The sequence below is a fragment of the Nonlabens sp. genome, from assembly GCF_018401815.1.
GTDB lineage: Bacteria > Bacteroidota > Bacteroidia > Flavobacteriales > Flavobacteriaceae > Nonlabens.
In genome coordinates, this window is the sequence record NZ_JAGYKG010000005.1 from 78,812 (window position 1) to 96,046 (window position 17,235).

Below are 17,235 nucleotides of genomic sequence, written 5' to 3' on the forward strand. Positions count from 1 at the left end.
GAGCTTTTTTCTGAGCCTAATTGACTAGGTAGATAACTGCTTCCCAGTAACACCACCATAACAACAAGATCATACAGTTTTTTAAACTATAAAATTTTATAAGGATATTTATAATGTACACAAAGCTAATGCGATTCATATAGTATATTTGCCTTTATGGCAGGAAATACCTTTGGCAAGCAATTTACCGTTACCACATATGGAGAATCTCATGGACTCGCCTTAGGTGGTGTTATCGATGGATGTCCAGCAGGAATAGCTATTGATTTAAATGCAATACAATTAGATTTAGACCGACGCAAACCCGGTCAAAGCAAGATTGTTACACAACGTAAAGAAAGTGATACCGTAACGTTCTATTCTGGAATATTTGAAGGAAAAACTACAGGAACACCTATTGGTTTTCAAATTGTAAATGAGAATCAAAAATCTAAAGACTATTCGCATTTAAAAGAAACCTATAGACCTAGCCATGCCGATAAGGTTTATGAAGATAAATACGGTCATAGGGATTACAGAGGCGGTGGGCGCAGTAGTGCTCGTGAAACTGCTAGTAGAGTAGTAGCAGGAGCTATTGCAAAACAATTGCTTTCTCCTATCAAGATAACTGCTTACACCAGCAGTGTAGGAGATCTTTTTATAGATAAACCTTATCAAGAACTCGATTTCTCAGAGATTGAAAATAACGCGGTGCGTTGTCCTGATATCGCTTTCGCGAAAGCGATGGAAGAAAAAATCCTACAAACTAGAAAAGAAGGCGATACCATTGGAGGAACTATATCTTGTGTTATTCAAGGTGTGCCGGCTGGTCTAGGAGATCCTGTATTTGATAAACTTCATGCCGACCTAGGCAAAGCCATGCTCTCCATCAATGCGGTAAAAGGTTTTGAATACGGCAGTGGTTTCGCAGGGACTCAATTCAAAGGAAGCGAGCATAATGATCAGTACAATGCTGACGGAACCACCAAAACTAATTTAAGTGGTGGTATTCAAGGCGGTATTTCTAATGGTATGGATGTTTATTTTAGAGTGGCCTTTAAACCTGTGGCAACCATCATGCAATCACAAGAAACGATCAATTCCAAAGGCGACCTTGTAGAAATGCAAGGAAAAGGAAGACATGATCCCTGTGTGGTCCCTCGAGCTGTGGTGATCGTAGAAGCCATGGCAGCACTCGTACTGGCCGACCATTTTTTAAGAGCACGTACGTCAAAGATGTAAAGCGATCACTATACAGATAGTTTTAGGCAAATAGCTGTTCTTGATTTTAGTTTTAATTTTGTTTTTATACTCGCTTTCGCGAAAGCGGACCAGCACAAAAACTTTACTTATATTACGCCTCAAAGAATAAAAGAATTCAATTTTACATGAAAAAATTAGCATTACACTGGCAAATATTAATCGGGATGGTTCTTGGAATTGCATTTGGGTTTATCATGACACAAATGGAGTGGGGAAAAGATTTTGTAGGAGACTGGATCGAGCCTTTTGGAAAAATATTTGTCAATTTATTAAAATTGATTGCTGTTCCCTTAATTTTAGCATCACTGATTAAAGGGATTTCTGACCTTAAGGACATTGCAAAATTCCGTAATATGGGATTGCGTACGGTTTTGCTCTATATAGCCACTACGGTAATAGCGATTTCAATAGGTCTTGTTTTAGTTAATGTTTTTAAACCTGGTGAAGGGATTTCAGAAGAAACTATTGCCAATTTAAGTGCGACTTATGAAAACAATTCAGATATCCAAGGAAAACTTGCCACAGCTGCGGCACAAAAAGATGCGGGTCCATTACAAGCATTAGTTGATATGGTTCCTAGTAACGCTGTAGAAGCAATGGCTAACAATAGTTTGATGTTACAAGTAATCTTTTTTGCTATCTTCTTAGGCATCTCTATGTTATTGATAGGTGAAAAGAAAGCCGAACCATTAAAAAAATTCTTTGATAGCCTTAACGACGTGGTATTGAAAATGGTGGACTTGATCATGTTGTCAGCTCCATTTGCCGTATTTGCGTTATTAGCAACCGTAGTAGTCACTTCGGATGATCCAGAAGTACTGCTTGCTCTCTTGTATTATGCGCTTACAGTCATAGCTGGTTTATTGCTGATGATCGTGGTGTATTGTATCATTTTTGCTGTTTATGTCAAAAAATCACCTCTGTGGTTTTTACAACAAATAGCACCTGCACAATTACTCGCTTTTTCTACCAGCTCTAGTGCCGCAACCTTACCGGTAACTATGGAACGAGTAGAAGAGCATATGGGGGTGGAAAAAGAAGTTTCTAGTTTTGTACTTCCAGTGGGAGCCACGATCAATATGGATGGAACTAGTTTGTACCAAGCCGTTGCTGCTGTTTTTGTTTGTCAGGCTTTAGGTATAGATCTTACTATTGGTGCTCAATTAATCATAGTTCTTACAGCACTGCTTGCTTCTATAGGAAGTGCCGCGGTTCCTGGAGCTGGGATGGTCATGCTGGTTATTGTTTTAGAATCCATAGACTTCCCTAGTGAGCTGTTACCAGTTGCCTTGGCTTTAATTTTTGCAGTAGATCGGCCATTAGATATGCTTCGAACTACAATTAACGTTACTGGAGATGCCACGGTTGCTTCGGTCGTGGCAAAGAGTTTGGGTAAGTTTGGTAAGCCTAAGGTTCAGAACTGGGACGATCATCTGGATGAGGTTTCTTCCTAGTTGTGCAGCTTGTTGCAGTGTTCTTTTGGAGGTCAATAGGTTTGTATTTTTAAAGGATAGCATGTGTATTTTTTGCTTTCATTCCTTTTAACAAAAACGTGAAAAGTACTTTTATCGTGAATAATATTGCCTGAATTTCACCAGTAACTTCATTTTTTCTCCTTAGTTTGCTGAGGTAATTAATTCAAAAAATCAAAACATGAATGTTTGTTTTATCATGTACCCCTGGGAAGAAATTAACCCAGAAAAAGATTCTACTTTAACCCTGATTCACGAATGTGTTAAAAGGGGGCATCGTGTGGCCATAGCAACTCCATCAAATCTTACTATTAGAAATAGCATTGCTTATGCCTTCTCTAAAATAATCAAGAAAACAGAGAAAGTTCCCGCGCAATTAAAATCCTTTTATAAAAATGCAACGCTTAAGGAAAAAATGCTGCCGCTCGCAGGGTTTGATGTGATAATGATGCGAGCAAATCCGCCTTTGGATCCTATTGCCTTGAATTTTCTCGATTCTGTAAAAGATGATGTATTTATTGTCAATGATATTCAAGGATTGCGAGAGGCTAATAATAAACTGTATACCGCTTGTTTTGATGATCCAAATAACGAGATCATTCCAGTGACTCACGTATCTAAAAATAAGGAATATTTAAAATCTGTAATTAAAGAAAGCCCTAAGGAAAAGATGATCATGAAGCCTTTAAATGGTTATGGAGGAAGTGGAGTGATCATGATCGAGAAAACAGCCATGGGTAATGTTAATTCGCTATTAGACTTTTATATAGACAATAAGGACGGAACCACCAATTACGTGATCCTTCAAGATTATATAGAAGGGGCCGAAAAGGGTGATGCGCGTATTTTATTATTAAATGGAAAGCCTATTGGGGCAGTGCAACGTGTTCCTGGAGAAGAAGACCATCGCTCTAATATAAGTGCTGGAGGTACCTTTAAAAAACACACGCTCACACCAGCAGAGAAAAACCTTTGCAAAAAAATAGGCCCTAAGTTAGTTAAAGACGGATTGTATTTTGTTGGTATTGACGTCATAAACGGCATGCTGGTAGAAGTTAATGTCATGTCTCCAGGAGGGATTACTTATATTAATAAAGTATCTAAAGTAAAATTACAAGAAAAGGTTATTGACTTTTTTGAAGAAGTTGTTGAGGATCGCATCAAAGAATTAGAAAGACGAAACAAACTTAAAAGTACCATGCTGGATGATTAAATTGTCTGTTATTGAGATCATCACTCGTATTGAAAATAAAGAATGCTTTCATGCAGTGGTTGAAGACTATTCGTTCTCCATAAAAATTGAGGATTATGTACCTTATGCTTGCGCAGCTATTCATAATGGGCATCATTTTTCAAAAGATTTATGGGATAACTGCTCGCATACCGAGTACGATCGCTGGTATGAAGAAGATCCATGCACAGGTCAGATGATTTCTGGCTTGCCCATTACTTTAATTGCGCAGGACAGTAGGTTTGAGTACGATTTAAATAGAGCACCTGAACAAGCTATTTATGAAACTGCTTGGGGTAAAACGTTGTGGAAAAAGCCGTTAAGTCAAGATAAAAAAGATAGAGCGCTCTCCAAACATAAAAACTTTTATAACGTAGTTCATGCCCTTACGATGAAGTTAGAAGCCTTGTTCGGCAGTGTTGTTTTTTACGATATGCATTCCTATAATTGGAAAAGATGGGACCGAGAAGTTCCTGTTTTCAATATAGGAACTACTAATGTAGACGAAGAGAAATACCGTGCCGAAATCACTCAGTGGCAGGATATTTTAGATGATGTGCAACTGCCTATAGCGCAAAAAGTACATTGTAAAATCAACGACGTTTTTCAAGGAAATGGATATTTTTTAAATTTTGTTAGTAAGAACTCCCTCAACACACTTGTCCTTGCGACAGAGATTTCAAAGATATATGCAGATGAAATTACGGGAAGAATTTTCCCAGAAGTAGTAACAGCAATTCAAGACCTTCTCAAGTATTATATTAAAACACATGCTCACCGTTTTTATGATAGACACCACACTCCCAAAATATAAGAACATTGATTTTCATACCTATCAAGACGTATTTGAAATCGATACTAATATACATAGGATCGTAAAGAACTTAGAACTTCTAGCGTATATCAACCCGTTGAATATCGCCCAAGAACGCAAAGAGTTTTTTAAATCTAAATATACGTACGAGCCCAAGTTCAAGTACCGCAAACTTAAGTTCAAACCATACAAATTACACCGTATGTTCTATAGCCAGCGGCTGGAACGTATAGAGGATGAAGACATCAGATCTTTATATAAAGATATTATATACACCTACAGCGGATTGGTGCAATGCATAGAAACCATCAGTGAACCTAATAGCAAGTTTTATTACAACAGTTTGCGTTTTTTTGGAACACCTACAGAGAAGATGGTAGAAAATGCTAAATTCATCCTGCATTTTCAAGAAGAACAACTTGCAGCGCCCAAATACGACGCTGTGCTCAGTACTGATCAGGCAGAAGCTTTTTTTATCAATTACAGGGAAATGTACGATTTTGATTTTAACATTAAAACAAGTAGTGCGATGAGCGCTGCGGCTATGGTATCCAACAAGGATAAGATGCTGATTTTAAAAAAGGGCCACCGGTATTCACAGCATGAATTAAACGTACTGGCACATCATGAAATAGGAGTACATTTAGTAACTACCTTTAATGCTATAAAACAACCGTTGTATATTTTTAGCAATGGATTTCCTAACAATGTTGAAACGCAAGAAGGGCTCGCTGTGATGTCAGAATATAGGAGTGGTAATTTGACCTTAACTCGATTGAAAGAACTAGCTTATAGAGTCATAGCAACTGATTCCTTAATTAAAGGGTACTCTTTTGCAGATACATTTGATTTGATACATGGACAGTACAAATTAGATCGAGACCGTGCATTTAACATTACCTTACGCGTGCATCGTGGTGGTGGTTTTACTAAAGACGCATTATATCTTTCTGGACTGAAGAAGGTGTATGATCGTTACAAGAGTAACACAAATATCGACAATATGCTATTAGGAAAATGTTCCTTAGAATACAACCCTATTATTGAGAAAATGAAGTCCTTAAACCTGGTTTTACCAGTAACACACCAAGCTAAAACTTTTGATCAACAGTTGAATACCAATCCTACCATTGATTTTATTCTAGGTCATTTAAAATAGTAGAGAGGTAGTTTTAACTATCTCGCTTTCGCGAAAGCGGAACAAGAATAATTAATTACAACATCTTAAGCTAAACCGTTGCTAGAATATGTAGTATTGCAATTCGTAAAAACAGAGCATGTCAGACTTAAGTAAACAATTAGAAGAGCGATCAGGAAATACTTGTGAGCTTTGCGCTGCAACAGATACTTTAGAGGTTCAGGTGCACCTAGAGGTATATGAAGTGCCAGACTCCCCTAAAAATGTGAAGGATACTACTGTTTTTGCCTGTGAGACCTGCAGAAAGCAGTTGGAAGGAGAAACAGAAGTAGATCCTAACCATTGGCGTGCCCTTAATGATTCTATGTGGAGTAGCGTACCTGCCGTTCAAGTTGTTGCCTATAGAATGCTCGATCAATTGCGAGCTGAAGGATGGCCTGTAGACCTTATGGACATGATGTATATGGAGGACGATACCAAACAATGGGCTGAGGACGGTATACAGCGTGGAGCTAAAATCATACATAAAGATGTCAATGGGAATATTCTTCAAAAAGGAGATAGCATCGTGTTGATTAAAGATTTAGACGTAAAAGGCGCCAATTTTATTGCAAAACGGGGCACACCTGTTCGAAATATCACCTTAGTGCACGATAATGCGGCTCAAATAGAAGGTAGAGCAAACGGTATCTATATCGTAATCCTTACAGAGTATGTAAAGAAAACGCCTAAATCTGAATAAAGTACGCTGTATTTTTGGTATGGTTAAATTTTAGTTGATCCCTACCTTAACTCAAGCAAAATATAACATATTCACTGCGCACGTGCGAGTAGTTGTCCATTAAATAGTTAAGGACCAATCTTAAACCACATAAATTTCTTACAATGAGAAGGGTTAAAATATCTGTAGAAGGTTTTTAATATTCTAATAAGCACCTATCATCTAAATGAGGATGTCTAAATAGCAGATTACCTACCTGTAATGAAGACAACAAATACGTTCCTACTCATAACGCAGGGCCTCTATAGGGTCAAGCTTTGCTGCTTTTACTGCAGGAATAACACCAGATGCAAAAGCAATTAAGACAGAAACAATGGTTGCGGCACTGATCGCATTCCAAGGGATTTCAAAGGGGATTTCAAAACCTGCAGAGACGGCATAACCTATAAGCATTCCTAATAAAATACCTAGTATACTACCGTATTGACTAATCAAAAAAGTCTCAATAAAAAATTGCCAAGAAATGGTACTGCGCCTGGCTCCTAAAGCTTTTCGAACACCTATCTCTCGTGTGCGTTCTGTTACTGAAACCAACATGATATTCATCAATGCTATAGAAGAACCAAAAATAGTAATCAGACTTATGATAATGGCCGCAATATTCAACGATTTAGTTATGTCATTTAAATTTCCTAAAAGCTGATCGCTTTGTACGATTCCAAAATTATCTTCTTCGATAGGGTTGAGACCTCTGATGTTCCTCATTAAAATTTGAGCATCATTTTTTGATTTTTCCATTAAATTCTGCTCAAACACCTTGACACTTAAATCATAATTGATGTTGGGGGAGGTATAGATGCCTCTAGCTGCCTCAATAGGAATGAGGACTCTTAAATCAACATTATTACCAAAACTGGATCCTTTTTCTTCTAGAATTCCTATAACTGTAAATTTATTTCCTCTAATACTTAAGGTTTTATTTAATGGGCTCAATCCTTGAAAGAGATCCTTCTGCAAATCACTTCCGACGACACAGACTTTAGAATTATTTGAAATGTCTAAAGAAGAAAACATACGACCTTCTTTTAGCTGGATCCCTGTATTCTCCGCATAAAATTCATTGACACCAGTAACAATTACTTTTGGTTTGGTCTTGCGGTCTTCATTTTTTACTTCGGCACGGCTAGTGGCTTGAAAAGAAATACCTACTTGAGTTAACGGAGCAGTATACTTATTTTTAAATTCGGTGACCTGTCGGTAATTAATGATTGGATTTATTTTTGTTCTTTTATTACCCCCTCGGCTTTGAAAACTGCGGGCATATTGTTGTACATAAAAAGTATTGGTACCTATTCCTGAAAAACCGGTACTTAGAGTAGAAGAAAGAGCATTTACTGCACTTAAAATCCCTACTAGAGCGGTGATGCCTATGGCGATAATAATAATGGTTAAGATGGTACGCAATAGCTGTCCTTTGATGCTTTGCTGAGCGATACTAATATTTTGACGAAGTAATCCTATCATGAAACGTAAGACTTAAAAATATTTAGAAAGTTACAAGTTCTCTAGTTAAATTATTTTTTTATTAAAATTACTTTAGGAATAGACCTATATTAACTGTTTATATTTGCATCTTTAATTCCAATTATGGCACAGCAACCATCTATTCCAAAAGGAACAAGAGATTTTAGTCCTCTAGAAGTACAACGCAGGCACTATATCATGAACATCATCCAGCGACATTTTGAACTGTATGGTTTCATGCCTATAGAAACGCCTAGTTTTGAGAACTCGGATACCTTGATGGGTAACTATGGCGAAGAGGGAGACCGATTGATATTTAAGATTTTAAATAGTGGTGAATATCTAGAAAAGGTAGATCCGAAACTGTTACAAACTGGAAAAGAAAATCAACTAACATCTCAAATTTCTGAAAAAGCCTTACGCTATGACCTAACTGTACCCTTTGCTCGATATGTAGTTCAAAATCAAAACGATATCACTTTTCCTTTTAAAAGGTATCAAATGCAAAATGTATGGCGAGCAGATCGCCCACAGAAAGGGCGTTTTAGAGAATTTACTCAATGTGATGCCGATGTAGTAGGTAGTAATTCTTTGCTTCAAGAAGTAGAGTTGGTGCAGTTGTACGATGCTGTTTTTACAGATTTAAAACTTCATTCCTGTACTATAAAAATCAATAATCGTAAAGTTCTTGCCGGTATTGCCCAAGTAATGGGAGCAGAGGATAAGCTTATAGACTTTACAGTCGCCCTAGATAAGCTAGATAAAATTGGCAAGAAAAAGGTTCAGGAAGAGATGTTGTCTAAAGGAATTGAACAGCAGGCGATTGATATTTTAGATCCTGTTTTTTCTCTATCTGGATCTTACGCAGAAAAGATTGCGAGTATGAAAGAATTACTCAAAAATTCTGAAATAGGGTTAAAAGGTATTGAAGAGCTGGAATTTATTAATACTTCCATTCTTCAGGTGCCTTTAAAAAGTGCGATTCTCGATCTGGATATCACCCTGGCTCGCGGCTTAAATTATTACACCGGTTGTATTTTTGAAGTCGCTGCTCCAGAAGGAGTTTCTATCGGAAGCATAGGTGGTGGTGGCCGTTATGATGACCTAACTGGTATTTTCGGATTGAAAGATGTCAGCGGTGTTGGAATCAGTTTTGGATTGGATCGCATTTACTTAGTTTTGGAACAATTGGAGCTATTTCCAAATTCTGTAAGAGCAGGGGTAGAGGTGCTTTTTATTAATTTCGGGATAAAAGAAGCTCAGTATTGCTCGTTGTGGTTGTCTCGCTTTCGCGAAAGCGGAATCAAAACAGAACTCTATCCGGACGCTGCTAAAATGAAAAAGCAACTGACTTATGCTGATCGCAATGCTATTCCTTATGTAATACTTGCTGGCGAAGATGAAATAACTAAGGGAAAACTCAACCTAAAAAATATGGCTAGTAGCGAGCAGTTCCTGCTTACCCCTGAAGAGGTGATCTCAAAATTATCATAATACCTGCAAGGTAGCGTCAGGTTTTCTTTTAGAAGAACAACAAATTACTGTTGGTGAATGAAGAGCCATCCGATCGATGTAACGCAGGTGTTTTTAAAAATAAGCTTCGTTGGTGATCCTATATTTTTAGGAGTTTTATACTTAAGATTAGGATATCTTAAAGTAGAAACAATTTGACTGGTTAGCGTGGTTGAGTTATTAGAACTCTTATTGTTGCAATTGTTGGTATACCAAAAGTTCTTTGCTCCTTTTTTACTGATACCAGTTCCTGAACTCAATTAAAATCTCTTCGTTGTTCCGATACTCATTGTTCTAACAGCAGTATCAAGAGGGGTTAATCCCATACTGTTTGGGGTGTTGTCATTTTCAAAAATAGCAACTGTGTTTTCTAAAACGGCCAATGCTGTTGCAGCGGTTCCACAACAACCACCAGAGCTATATTAACGTTTAAAAAGGAAGCGTTTTGACCACTTTGTAATCCTGTTTACGAACAGTGTTTCTTCACAAAGTTGTTCTGGCAATGCCACCTCCATCCCAACTTTGATTGTGCCTATCTAAAAAGCGAGTGCTATGATAGTAGTATCTGATAAACAACCAAAGTAGATACGGGTATAATTAACTACCGAACCGATAGAGCACTCAGAAGATTATAATACCTATCCAATATCATCGCTAGAAGAACCTCTTGCAAGTAGTTTTCGCCAGACCAAGAGGACCCATTTAGATCTAAACTAACTGGATTGGTTGGAGCGACGCTTTACAAAGGATAAAAAGAGAATAATAAGAACCTTATAAATATCTAAGAGATAGAAGGGAAATTTTTTCATGGGAGTTGTTCTTTTTAAGGTATACAACTATCAATACTGCTTATCGTTAAAAAGAGTTTTGCAAAAAATAATCAGTGTCTGAAGTCACTATAGTAGACTATATGGAGTTGTTATTGACATGTGCTACGTAATTAAATAAAATTGATGTGGTTAAGCGATGAATTAAAGTAGTAATCTATGATATAAAGATCGGACTAGAATAAAGAATATTTGTCAGTGTAGAAGAAAACTCATATATTTCTTTTGGTAGTAGGAAACACATGAAAAAAGAGAAAGTAACCTTAAAGCAGTTGGCAGATTTGTTGAACTATTCGATTTCGACAATTTCGAAAGCTTTAAATAATAGTGAAGAAATAAATAGTCATACAAAGCTAAAAATTATAGATGCCGCCAAAAGCATGGGCTATAAAATTGCTCATACCTCTTTATCTACTTATAAGACAATAGTTGTGATGATTCCAGATATAAGGAATGATTTTTTCGCACAGGTTTTAAATGGATTAGAAGATGCAGCTAGGGAGCACAACTTTAAGATCATTACGGGTTTTTCTAATGAATCCTATGATCAAGAAGTCGCTTATTTAGCAGCTTTAAAAAAGGAATCTGTTGATGGTTTTATAATAGCTGCGGCAAGAGAAACCCAACAGATTAAAAAATATGATCATTTTGAAGAGCTCATAAAATTAGGGTTTCCCTTAGTTATGTTTGACCGTGTTATCGATGAGTTGGAATGCGATAAAATAGTTAACGACGATTACCAATCAGGAGGCAGGGCTTTTGATTCCTTGATAGAAAGTGGTGATAGAACGATTTGTATGGCAAGCACTATTAGTTGGTTAAGTGTAGGTCAGTTAAGAGAAAAGGGGATTAGAGCAAGTGTAGAAAAAAGTGAAAATGTCAACTTTCAAGTAATTTCTGCGTCTGATGAAGAGGAATATGCTATAAAGATTGAAAAAGCTCTGAAAATGGACGGAATTCAATCTATCATCGCGCTAGATCAAATCGCTGGAGTATTGGCATTAAATAAAGCACATGAATTGCAAATTAAAATACCAGAAGAATTACAACTTATATGCTATTCTGATGGACTTTTGTCTAATTATTCCTTTCCAAAAATGTCTGTTATTGATCAACATGCAAGCGAAATAGGGAAAAAGTCTTTTGTCCGGATGTTCCATCTTATTAATAATACCGATAAAATAAAGGTAACCCGTATTCACACCTTAAAATCGTCACTTATCAAAAGAGGAACCACTAGATAATAAAAAAAGCCCTTACTAGAGTAAGAGCTTTGTAGCGTGGGGCGGGCACGATCCGCCGACCTCAGCATTATGAGTGCTGCGCTCTAACCAACTGAGCTACCACGCCATTTATTGGTAATGCACTTTATCGCTAAGCGGCTGCAAATATACATTTATTTATATTTTCATTCCAAACCTTACTCATTATTAATTTTGATTAATTTTCTTTTTTCAAGAATGAAATTATAACCTATATTGCCATAAAAGTTTATTAAATGCAAGACCCAATCAAATTTGATCTTGAATTTCCAATTCAAGCATCACCGTCTTTGTTGTACCAACATATTGCAACGCCTTCTGGAATGTCGGAGTGGTTTGCTGATAACGTAAACAGTCGTGGCGAATATTTCCGATTTATTTGGAATGGTCAGGAAGAAAAAGCAAAGATCCTTAAACGTGTTTCTGGTGAAAGAGCTCGTTTTCAATGGGATTATGACGAGGATACCAAAAAATATTTTGAAATCAGAATTCAAGTAGATGAAATCACTAAGGATGTTTCTTTAATGATTTCAGACTTTGGTGATGATGAAGATGAGGTCGAAGAGCAAAAAATGTTTTGGGAAAACCAAATAGCGGAGCTAAAGAAAGTCTTAGGGTCTAGATAATGCCCTAATTAATATATAACTTTGAGCCCTGAATTTACAGGGCTTTTTATATGGTAATAATCAATAGAGAATTTTTAGAAGAACAAAATGCTGTTATCCCTTATGATAATAGAGGAACCTTTTATGGCGATGGTGTTTTTGAAACCTTGAGGTGTTTTAATGCTAAATCATTACTTTTTGAAGAACATTATTTTAGATTAATGTCTAGTATGCGCATATTACGCATGGATATCCCCGCATTTTTCACACCTGAATTTCTAGAGGACAGTATACTGGAGCTGCTTTCTAAGAATGATTTACATAAAAATCACGCCAGGATAAGAATTAGTGTTTGGAGAAAATCAGGTGGTTGGTATGCACCAAATGATTTGTCTGTAAATTATTCCATCTCCTGTTCTTTGCTGGAGGGTGCCTTTAGTAATGTATCTAAGAAAGAAATTGATTTGTTTAAAGATCATTTTGTTTACGCCTCAATGTTGAGCACTTTAAAAACGACCAATAAAGCAGTCAATGTTTTAGCTGGTATTTATGCTAGCGAAAATGAGTATGATGATTTATTATTGCTCAATCAAAATAAGATGGTGGTTGAAGCTATTTCGGGCAACCTCTTTTTAAGAAATGGTGACCAGATAAAAACCCCACCAATTGATGATGGTTGTTTGAACGGTATTATGAGAACCTATATTATTAACCAACTTAAAAAAATGCTCAACTACCACATTGTCGAAGAAACCATCACGCCATTTGAATTACAAAGAGCCGATGAAATCTTTACTACCAATATGATTAAAGGAGTTCAAAGTATTACTCAATACCGCAAAAAGAGCTACACTAAAGAAACAGCAAACGAGTTGATAGCGTTACTTAACGAAAGCTTTTTTGACTAGTTGGAAGAAGGGTTTTCTGGAGCGTTAGACCATAACTCATAATTACCTCCAAGATGTTTCATCTTTTTTTTCCAAATATCCTGCATGCTATTGGACAAAAGGTTTTTGCTATCGGTGTTTTCTACCACAACCCAAGAATTAGAATTTAATTCCTCCTCTAATTGTTGGCGTTCCCATCCTGAATATCCTAAAAAGAATTTAATTTCTCCACTTGTAATGGTTCCTTTCTTGAGTAAATCACTTACCGCGTCAAAATCACCACCCCAATAAATACCGTCTTCAATCAATAAAGAGCCTGGAATGAGGTCTGGAATATTGTGAAGAAAGTAAAGATTGTCGGTTTCTACAGGTCCACCTTGGTATACTTCTAATTGTAAGTTGATTTCTGGTATTAATTGATCAAGAGTACAGTTTAGCAGCTTGTTGAGTATAAAACCTACAACTCCCTCCTTATTAGATTCAGTGAGTAAAATCACCGAACGTGAGAAGGAATCATCTCCTATTATAGATGGTTCAGAAACTAAAAGAGTTCCCTTATCTGGTGCTATATGTTTCATGGAAAAATCTTCAACCCTTAAACTTAGTAAAAATTAATGAGTAGCCCACTAGTTTTTATGAAATAGGATAAAAATCAAACAAAATACCTCCTGCACCGAATAAAAAAAGTCCCAATCTTAAACGTGTTAAATTGGGACTTCTAAATAGTGAAAACTAATCTAAATTAGTTAACAGCTTTTTGTAAATCGCTACCTGCTTTGAATTTTACAACTTTTTTTGCAGCAATTTTAATGGTCTTACCAGTTTGTGGATTTCTACCTTCACGGGCAGCTCTTTTAGAAACTGAGAAAGATCCGAAACCTACTAGAGATACTCTATCTCCTTTTTTAAGAGAACCTTCTACATTTCCTAAGAAAGATTCTAGTGCTTTTTTAGCTGCTGCTTTTGAAATACCAGCGTGCTCTGCCATTCCTTCGATTAAATCTGTTTTGTTCATAATTGAATTTAAATTAATGTTGGTTAAACTAAAACGTCCCACAAATTTATACGGAATATGCGACCACGCAAGGATTACAGCGTAAATCTCAACAATTTGTTCATAAAACCAATAAATTGTTAATAACTATAGGCGTTTTAAGGCGGTTTCCCCTAAGGCCTTGCCAAATCTAGCTTCTCGAGCAAAGGTATATCCGTTTAAAAGATCTTTTACATTCATACGTTTTTTATTAGGTAGCTGTATTTCTTGAATTTCAATCATATCTTCAGCACAAGCCACTAATATTTGATTGTTTTCTAATACCAAACTACCTGGTGTCATCTTATGCGACTTTTCAACAACCTTACTTTTATGAATTTTTACATCTATGTTTTTTTCATTAAACAACACCGCTTTTGCTACTGGGTAAGGATACAACCCGCGGATCAACGCATCGACGGTTACAGCAGGTTTATTAAAATCTATAAAAGTATTTTCATTGGTAAGTTTTGGTGCTTCTTTTAAATGAGGGTGATTCTTTTGAATTGTCGTGGTTACGGTTCCAGCGGCGATCGCATCAACTGTTTTTAAGGTGAGCTGGGCTCCCATATTCATCAGTCTGTTATAAAGAGTTCCTGCGTTCTCTAATGGAGCTATAAGAGTTTCACGAGTAGCTATAATGGCACCAGTATCAATTTTTTCATCTATAAAAAAAGTAGATACCCCTGTTTGCTTTTCTTGATTAATAATCACCCAATTAATAGGGGCAGCTCCTCTGTACTGTGGTAAAAGGCTTGCGTGAAGGTTAAAGGTGCCCATAGGAGGCATTTTCCATACGGCTTTGGGAAGCATTCTAAAGGCTACTACTACTTGGACATCGGCCTTGAAAGAAGCAAGTTCTTTTAAGAAGTCTGCGGCTTTCAAGTTATGGGGTTGTAAAACGGGTAGCCCATGTGTTACTGCATACTTTTTGACATCACTTTCATTTATTTTCCTTCCTCTTCCCGCCGGTTTGTCTGGAACAGTTACCACAGCTACTATTTCATGTGGCGACTCTTGTAGGGCCTGTAATACACCTGTGGCAAATTCTGGCGTACCAAAGAATACAATTTTTAAAGACTTATTCATTGATCTTATATTTATTATGGCTAGTTAAAATAACTTTTCCTTGTTCTAGTAATGATTTGAGTAGTGTAATTACGACATCTTTATCTTTTTTAAGTTCTTGACAGATCTCTTGAGCATTAAGGGGTCGTTTGTGTAAGGCGATTAGGATTTCTTCTGAAGAAATGCGTGAGACTACTTGACTGCAATTACTGCAATTACCACAATCAAGTAATGTTTTTTCGTCAAAATACTCCAATAACATCCTATTGATACATGTGGTTGTATTGGTTACCAGTTGTACTAGCGATTTTAATTTATGGTGTTTTAAGGCATTCTGACGTTCTAATTCTCTCGAGAATCTATTGATGGTCCGATCGTCATCTCTAGGAGTTAAATAGGTAATTTGTAAATCTGTATGGGTAATACCGGCTTCTATTAGGTCTTGATCGTGAAGCAACTGTAAGGTATTAATTACTTCTTCTTCACTAGTATTACTTCTTGTAGCAATTAAAGCCGTATTGATTTGCAGCACGTGATTTTTACTACTTCCATAGCTGCGCAATATGGCTTGAATAATGGCGTTAACCTCCGGTTTGTTGTGGGTAAAAGAAAGAATTCTTGTACTGCTTTCGCGAAAGCTCACACTACATCGTCTGTGATATCCTTGAGAAAGACTTATAACACTAAACCTGTCTAAGGTATTAAGAGCACTATAAGCTTGCATACCGTTAAGTTGATAAGTTGCGCAAAATTTTGCAAAGGAAAGAGAATAGGTTTGCTCTTCACCTTCACCGAGGGCTATTCTCAAATAATTTGATAATTTGCGATAGATGAATTTTAGATCATCGGCAGTAGGTTGGGATTTTACGAATTGATTATATGCGTGTTCAATATCGTTTTGATTGTATATAAAACAAGCAATACTTTCCTGACCATCTCGACCTGCTCTTCCGGTTTCTTGATAGTAACTTTCAATACTATCGGGTAACTGCATATGAACTACACTTCGCACATCTGGCTTATCGATTCCCATACCAAATGCGTTAGTAGCTACCATTACTTGAAGTTTATTATTCATCCAAGATTGCGCAGTATTGGATCTCATCTTATTGGAAAGCCCGCCGTGATAGAATCCTGCTGTAATTTGATCATGTTGAAGATCTAAGGTAAACGCTACAGCATTCTTTCTACTCCTAACATAGGTAATGCTGCTGCCACGTTGGACCGTATAAAAATGCCGTAGGGCTTCTCTTTTATCTCCAGTATTTTTTATTTGATAATGAATATTAGAACGCTCATAACTGGATTGGAAGACCAAAGCGTTATCTAGTTCTAAAACGGTCTTGATGTCATTTTGCACTGCTTTTGTAGCTGTTGCCGTCACCGCGATAATTGGGACTTTCGGATGTAATTCTTTTAAGGTGATGATTTGCCGGTACGCTGGTCTAAAATCATGCCCCCATTCACTGATGCAATGCGCTTCATCAATGGCAATAAGATTGACATTCATTTTGAGGATACGTTCTTTTACCAATGCTTGTTGTAAACGCTCTGGGCTCAGATATAGGAAATCATAATTTCCATAAATACAATTATCCAAAACATCATCGAGTTCTTGATAGGAAATTCCGCCGGTGATCCCTACCGCTTTAATATTCTTCTTTTTAAGTTGATCGACTTGATCCTTAATCAACGCTACTAGCGGGGATATGACAATGCATATACCAGGAAGTTGTATGCCCGGAATTTGATAACAGACCGATTTCCCTCCACCTGTTGGCAATAAGGCGAGAGTATCTTTACCTTTCAATACATTGGAAATAATTTCCTGTTGTAAAGGTCTAAATTTTTTAAAACCATAAACGGTTGTTAATATGTCTAAGGATTTAGTTATCAATA

Annotated in this window: 15 protein-coding genes and 1 tRNA gene; 10 read left to right on the forward strand and 6 right to left on the reverse strand. The window is 36.7% G+C overall.

All coding sequences use genetic code 11. The features are described 5' to 3' along the window. The first annotated feature begins 156 nt into the window (after positions 1-156). From aroC to KG732_RS10460, 6 genes are all read left to right on the forward strand, one after another. Positions 157-1,221, forward strand: a complete 1,065-nt coding sequence (aroC, locus tag KG732_RS10435) for a chorismate synthase (protein WP_213523334.1) — start codon at positions 157-159, stop codon at positions 1,219-1,221. Between the two features lie 146 nt (positions 1,222-1,367). Continuing rightward, a complete protein-coding gene (locus KG732_RS10440) occupies positions 1,368-2,696 on the forward strand; it encodes a dicarboxylate/amino acid:cation symporter (RefSeq protein ID WP_213523336.1) in 1,329 nt (442 codons plus the stop codon). Positions 2,697-2,895: 199 nt separating this feature from the next. Then, complete coding sequence (gene gshB / locus KG732_RS10445) at positions 2,896-3,927, forward strand: glutathione synthase (RefSeq protein WP_213523338.1); 1,032 nt, start codon at positions 2,896-2,898, stop codon at positions 3,925-3,927. Beyond that, a complete protein-coding gene (locus KG732_RS10450) occupies positions 3,920-4,759 on the forward strand; it encodes an N-formylglutamate amidohydrolase (protein ID WP_213523340.1) in 840 nt (279 codons plus the stop codon). The genes gshB and KG732_RS10450 overlap by 8 nt, the downstream gene beginning before the upstream one ends. Beyond that, positions 4,731-5,918, forward strand: a complete 1,188-nt coding sequence (locus tag KG732_RS10455) for a tyrosine/phenylalanine carboxypeptidase domain-containing protein (protein ID WP_213523752.1) — start codon at positions 4,731-4,733, stop codon at positions 5,916-5,918. Before KG732_RS10450 ends, KG732_RS10455 begins: the two co-directional genes overlap by 29 nt. Before the next feature lie 118 nt (positions 5,919-6,036). Next, complete coding sequence (locus KG732_RS10460; RefSeq protein ID WP_213523342.1) at positions 6,037-6,639, forward strand: alkylphosphonate utilization protein; 603 nt, start codon at positions 6,037-6,039, stop codon at positions 6,637-6,639. 261 nt (positions 6,640-6,900) lie between these two features. Here the strand turns inward: KG732_RS10460 and KG732_RS10465 are convergent, their stop codons facing one another. Further along, positions 6,901-8,142: an ABC transporter permease gene (locus tag KG732_RS10465; RefSeq protein WP_213523344.1), complete on the reverse strand. Its 1,242-nt coding sequence runs from the start codon at positions 8,140-8,142 to the stop codon at positions 6,901-6,903. A 123-nt stretch (positions 8,143-8,265) separates the two neighbouring features. Here KG732_RS10465 and hisS point away from each other — a divergent pair, with 123 nt between their 5' ends. Together hisS and KG732_RS10475 are read left to right on the forward strand one after the other, a co-directional pair. Beyond that, on the forward strand, positions 8,266-9,636 hold the full coding sequence (hisS, locus tag KG732_RS10470; protein WP_213523346.1) for a histidine--tRNA ligase: 1,371 nt from the start codon (positions 8,266-8,268) through the stop codon (positions 9,634-9,636). A gap of 1,087 nt (positions 9,637-10,723) precedes the next feature. Continuing rightward, positions 10,724-11,725 carry a LacI family DNA-binding transcriptional regulator gene (locus KG732_RS10475; RefSeq protein ID WP_213523348.1) on the forward strand — a complete coding sequence of 334 codons (1,002 nt, stop codon included), beginning with the start codon at positions 10,724-10,726 and terminating at the stop codon, positions 11,723-11,725. A gap of 32 nt (positions 11,726-11,757) precedes the next feature. Here the strand turns inward: KG732_RS10475 and KG732_RS10480 are convergent. Continuing rightward, positions 11,758-11,831 (reverse strand) — tRNA-Met (locus KG732_RS10480). Between the two features lie 148 nt (positions 11,832-11,979). Between KG732_RS10480 and KG732_RS10485 the strand changes: the two genes are divergently transcribed. Together KG732_RS10485 and KG732_RS10490 are read left to right on the forward strand one after the other, a co-directional pair. After that, on the forward strand, positions 11,980-12,369 hold the full coding sequence (locus KG732_RS10485; protein WP_213523350.1) for an START-like domain-containing protein: 390 nt from the start codon (positions 11,980-11,982) through the stop codon (positions 12,367-12,369). Between the two features lie 50 nt (positions 12,370-12,419). Continuing rightward, positions 12,420-13,256 (forward strand): aminotransferase class IV, encoded by an 837-nt coding sequence (locus tag KG732_RS10490; RefSeq protein WP_213523352.1) that lies wholly within the window; start codon positions 12,420-12,422, stop codon positions 13,254-13,256. Here KG732_RS10490 and KG732_RS10495 read toward each other — a convergent pair. The 4 genes from KG732_RS10495 to KG732_RS10510 form a co-directional block, all read right to left on the reverse strand. Continuing rightward, a complete protein-coding gene (locus KG732_RS10495) occupies positions 13,253-13,813 on the reverse strand; it encodes a YqgE/AlgH family protein (protein ID WP_213523354.1) in 561 nt (186 codons plus the stop codon). The two genes, KG732_RS10490 and KG732_RS10495, sit on opposite strands and share 4 nt — an antisense overlap. A gap of 164 nt (positions 13,814-13,977) precedes the next feature. Then, complete coding sequence (locus tag KG732_RS10500) at positions 13,978-14,250, reverse strand: HU family DNA-binding protein (protein ID WP_015363467.1); 273 nt, start codon at positions 14,248-14,250, stop codon at positions 13,978-13,980. A gap of 126 nt (positions 14,251-14,376) precedes the next feature. Further along, positions 14,377-15,357, reverse strand: coding sequence for a methionyl-tRNA formyltransferase (fmt, locus tag KG732_RS10505; RefSeq protein WP_213523356.1), 981 nt, complete (start codon positions 15,355-15,357; stop codon positions 14,377-14,379). Continuing rightward, positions 15,350-17,233 (reverse strand): ATP-dependent DNA helicase RecQ, encoded by a 1,884-nt coding sequence (locus KG732_RS10510; RefSeq protein WP_213523358.1) that lies wholly within the window; start codon positions 17,231-17,233, stop codon positions 15,350-15,352. The genes fmt and KG732_RS10510 overlap by 8 nt, the downstream gene beginning before the upstream one ends. Between the last annotated feature and the right edge of the window lie 2 nt (positions 17,234-17,235).

What these genes read in the sequence shown, in the direction of transcription:
- KG732_RS10465 (WP_213523344.1), bottom strand. Translation starts at nt 8,142, where the DNA reads ATGATAGGATTACTTCGTCAAAATATTAGTATCGCTCAGCAAAGCATC.
- gshB (WP_213523338.1), top strand. Translation starts at nt 2,896, where the DNA reads ATGAATGTTTGTTTTATCATGTACCCCTGGGAAGAAATTAACCCAGAA.
- KG732_RS10450 (WP_213523340.1), top strand. Translation starts at nt 3,920, where the DNA reads ATGATTAAATTGTCTGTTATTGAGATCATCACTCGTATTGAAAATAAA.
- KG732_RS10460 (WP_213523342.1), top strand. Translation starts at nt 6,037, where the DNA reads ATGTCAGACTTAAGTAAACAATTAGAAGAGCGATCAGGAAATACTTGT.
- hisS (WP_213523346.1), top strand. Translation starts at nt 8,266, where the DNA reads ATGGCACAGCAACCATCTATTCCAAAAGGAACAAGAGATTTTAGTCCT.
- KG732_RS10440 (WP_213523336.1), top strand. Translation starts at nt 1,368, where the DNA reads ATGAAAAAATTAGCATTACACTGGCAAATATTAATCGGGATGGTTCTT.
- KG732_RS10495 (WP_213523354.1), bottom strand. Translation starts at nt 13,813, where the DNA reads ATGAAACATATAGCACCAGATAAGGGAACTCTTTTAGTTTCTGAACCA.
- KG732_RS10455 (WP_213523752.1), top strand. Translation starts at nt 4,731, where the DNA reads ATGATAGACACCACACTCCCAAAATATAAGAACATTGATTTTCATACC.
- KG732_RS10500 (WP_015363467.1), bottom strand. Translation starts at nt 14,250, where the DNA reads ATGAACAAAACAGATTTAATCGAAGGAATGGCAGAGCACGCTGGTATT.
- aroC (WP_213523334.1), top strand. Translation starts at nt 157, where the DNA reads ATGGCAGGAAATACCTTTGGCAAGCAATTTACCGTTACCACATATGGA.
- KG732_RS10490 (WP_213523352.1), top strand. Translation starts at nt 12,420, where the DNA reads ATGGTAATAATCAATAGAGAATTTTTAGAAGAACAAAATGCTGTTATC.
- KG732_RS10485 (WP_213523350.1), top strand. Translation starts at nt 11,980, where the DNA reads ATGCAAGACCCAATCAAATTTGATCTTGAATTTCCAATTCAAGCATCA.
- fmt (WP_213523356.1), bottom strand. Translation starts at nt 15,357, where the DNA reads ATGAATAAGTCTTTAAAAATTGTATTCTTTGGTACGCCAGAATTTGCC.
- KG732_RS10475 (WP_213523348.1), top strand. Translation starts at nt 10,724, where the DNA reads ATGAAAAAAGAGAAAGTAACCTTAAAGCAGTTGGCAGATTTGTTGAAC.